We start from the raw sequence: 3,055 nt of genomic DNA, 5'->3' as shown, positions 1-3,055 counted from the left end.
AAACGGTCGAAGTCGTGCGCGAAACTCCGGGTGGCAAGGCGCATGAGCGGGTACGCGTACATCCCTTGAAAACGGGGGCCTGCATCATCGTGGTCGACGAGTCCAGGCTGCGGGAGCTGGAGCTCGCCCACAGGCAGATGGGTAGACTTGCTTCGATGGGGTTCATGCTAGTGTCCTGAGTTAGAAGCTCGCTGCCAAAAGCGCTTGATGGAGGCCGGGCTATCGTCGGTGGACTTTGTCCATGCGACAGGTTGGCGGTTTTGATTGCAAGGTGCGAGGTAGTCGCAAATTGCCGTTTACAGCGTTTGTGTAGTGCGAAGCGTGCCACGACGGATTTGTTTTTGCGTGAAAGCAGCGAATCAGCGCTCTACTTGATTGATCCACGATGCATGTAGTCAAGCGTCAATGTATGCTGCCCTATGATATTCGGGAATTCTGATGAATAAATCCTGGCGCACGCCGACGCTGATTCTGATCTGCGGTGGATTGATCCTCACTCTTTCGCTGGGCACCCGTCAAGGCTTCGGGCTGTTCCTCCAGCCAATGACGTCGGAATTTGGCTGGGGGCGCGCAACTTTTGCGTTCGCGATCGCGCTGCAGAATCTCGTTTGGGGCGTAGCGCAGCCGTTCTCGGGCATGATTGCGGACCGCTTCGGCGCGGGGCGCGTGCTGGCCGGGGGCGCCGCGCTGTACGCATTGGGCCTGGCGCTGATGGCGCTGTCCAGTACGGGCGTGGAGCTCGCGTTAAGCGCCGGTGTGCTGCTCGGACTCGCGCTTTCCGGCACCAGCTTCGGCGTAGTGTACGGCGTGATCGGGCGCACTTTCGCCCCCGAGAAGCGCAGTATGGCGCTAGGCATTGCGAGCGCAGCCGGCTCCTTCGGCCAATTCGCGATGATCCCGTATGGCTATGCGTTGATTTCAAATTTCGGTTGGTACGTATCGCTTTTCATGCTCGCGGCCTCCGCCGCGCTGATGGCGCCGCTCGCGAGGGCGCTTGCCACTCCGCGCGAGCATCACGTTATGCAAAGTGGACAATCGATGCCGCTAGCGCTCGCCGAAGCTTTGAAGCACAAGGGCTTCTGGCTGCTTTCGTGGGGCTTTCTCGTGTGCGGCTTTCAAACCCTGTTCATCTCCGTCCATCTGCCGGCGTTTTTGCTGGACAGAGAAATGTCGGCGCATACAGGCATGATGGCGCTCGCACTGATCGGCCTCTTCAATGTGTTCGGCAGTTTCCTCTGCAGCTACCTCGGTGGGCACTATCCGGGGAAATATCTTCTGTCGGTAATTTACCTGCTGCGCGCGCTTCTGATTGCCGTCTTCATAACTCTGCCCATGAGCCCATGGACGGTTTATGTTTTTGCTGCTGCCATGGGATTTCTCTGGTTGGGAACTGTACCGCTCACCAACGGCGTGGTAGCCCAGATCTTCGGCGTGAGATATCTTTCTACGTTGTTCGGGATCGTCTTTCTGTTTCATCAGATCGGAAGCTTTTTAGGAATTTGGTTCGGCGGCTACCTTTATGATCTGACGGGATCGTATCAACTGATCTGGATTATTGCGATCGCGTTAGGTGTCATAGCCGCCCTGCTTAACTGGCCCATTGACGACCGGCAAATCGCACGGCTGGAACTGAAGGAGAGCACGGCGTGACCATGCGACCGGTGATAAGAGTCGCAACCTTGACCTTGGTGTTGGCGGCCGCTGTAGTGGGGCTTTGCGTAACGTTCGCTTTCTATTTGCGGCCTGAGGCGATCATTGATTTCGCGAACCGCACGTTTTTGTGTTGAGGCCCACGCCACTGCGTTTGTCGTAGGGCAAAGCAGATGTCTCCTGCTCCTGACTGTCGCGAACACCATCAAAATCGCCCGGATCGCAGCGGATTGCCCGCAGCCAATAATGCTGGCGTGAGGTTATCCAACATGGGTCTTCTACTGTCACCCCGCGCGCCATCGCGAAAGGAATCGCCCATGTCTCGCATAACGAAGCAAGGTGCCGGTGGCCCAGTTCTCCAGACGCGACTTCTCCTCCTTGTATGCTGAGGGCGCTGGTGCTATAAGTGAAGCGAAGCCTGCAAGGAGGAATGAGATGTCCAAGAGTTCCATAACGATTCGCCCCGACAATTCTCCCATCGCTCGAAACTCCCCGACTTCAAGGCGGACCTTCTTGCGCAACAGCGCTGCCATGGCCGGAGGCACGCTTGCTTCTGGAGCTATGGGAAGCTCGCTTGCCCGCGCCGAGCCGCTTCCCGTGCCGGACAGCGTGAAAGCTCCCGGCAGGATCATCGAGCCCAAAGCCTACGGAGTACCGTCCAAGTTCGAAAGTCACGTGGTGCGGACTCGCTCCGATGTCCTCGTCAACAAGCAGAACCTTTCCGACTGGAGCATGACGCCGCTCCAGCACCAGCACGGGATCGTTACTCCCAACGGGCTGATCTTCGAGCGCCACCATGCAGGGACTCCGGATATCAATTCGGAGGCGCACCGGTTGGTGATCCATGGAATGGTGAAACAACCGCTTCAGTTCGCGATGAGCGACCTGATGCGATATCCCTCGGTTTCCAAGTTCTATTTCCTGGAATGTTCGGGAAACACGCTCACCGACTGGACCAAAGCAGCTTCCAATACAGTGCAGCAGAGTCACGGGCTGCTCTGCGGCGCTCAATGGACAGGCATCCCAGTCTCTTGGCTGCTCAATGAGGCCGGGCTCCACCCGGCCGCGAAGTGGGTGCTGTTCGAAGGCGCCGATGGCGCAGCGCATACGCGGTCGATCCCGATCGATAAAGTACTTGACGACGTGCTGCTCGTGTACGCGCAAAACGGCGAGATGCTGCGCCCCGAACAGGGTTATCCTCTGCGCGCGTTTGTACCCGGCTGGGAAGGAAACGTTTCGGTCAAGTGGCTGCGCCGCATCAAGGTGGCGGACCAGCCTTGGCAGTTCAGGAGCGAGACCGCCCGCTATGCAGACCCGATGCCGGATGGCAAATGGCGCCAATTCAGCTTCGTGATGGAAGCAAAATCGGTGATCACGACTCCTTCTGGCGGAATGAAGTTGAAGG

Annotated in this window: 2 protein-coding genes; both read left to right on the top strand. The window is 58.0% G+C overall.

Annotation, left to right across the window (positions count from 1 at the left end):
• Positions 1-438 precede the first annotated feature (438 nt).
• The gene (locus H0V78_02495) at positions 439-1,650 is read left to right on the top strand and encodes an MFS transporter (GenBank protein MBA2350681.1); all 1,212 of its coding nucleotides are present in this window, start codon (positions 439-441) and stop codon (positions 1,648-1,650) included.
• Between the two features lie 435 nt (positions 1,651-2,085).
• Positions 2,086-3,055, top strand: a 970-nt coding sequence (soxC, locus tag H0V78_02490; GenBank protein MBA2350680.1) for a sulfite dehydrogenase, incomplete at its 3' end; no start/stop codon positions are given.

Source organism: Burkholderiales bacterium (assembly GCA_013695435.1).
Lineage (GTDB): Bacteria > Pseudomonadota > Gammaproteobacteria > Burkholderiales > JACMKV01 > JACMKV01.
This window is presented reverse-complemented; position numbering and strand designations above follow the sequence as displayed.

Excerpts from the sequence above, each read along its gene's own strand:
- H0V78_02495 (MBA2350681.1), top strand. The coding sequence starts at position 439 with ATGAATAAATCCTGGCGCACGCCGACGCTGATTCTGATCTGCGGTGGA.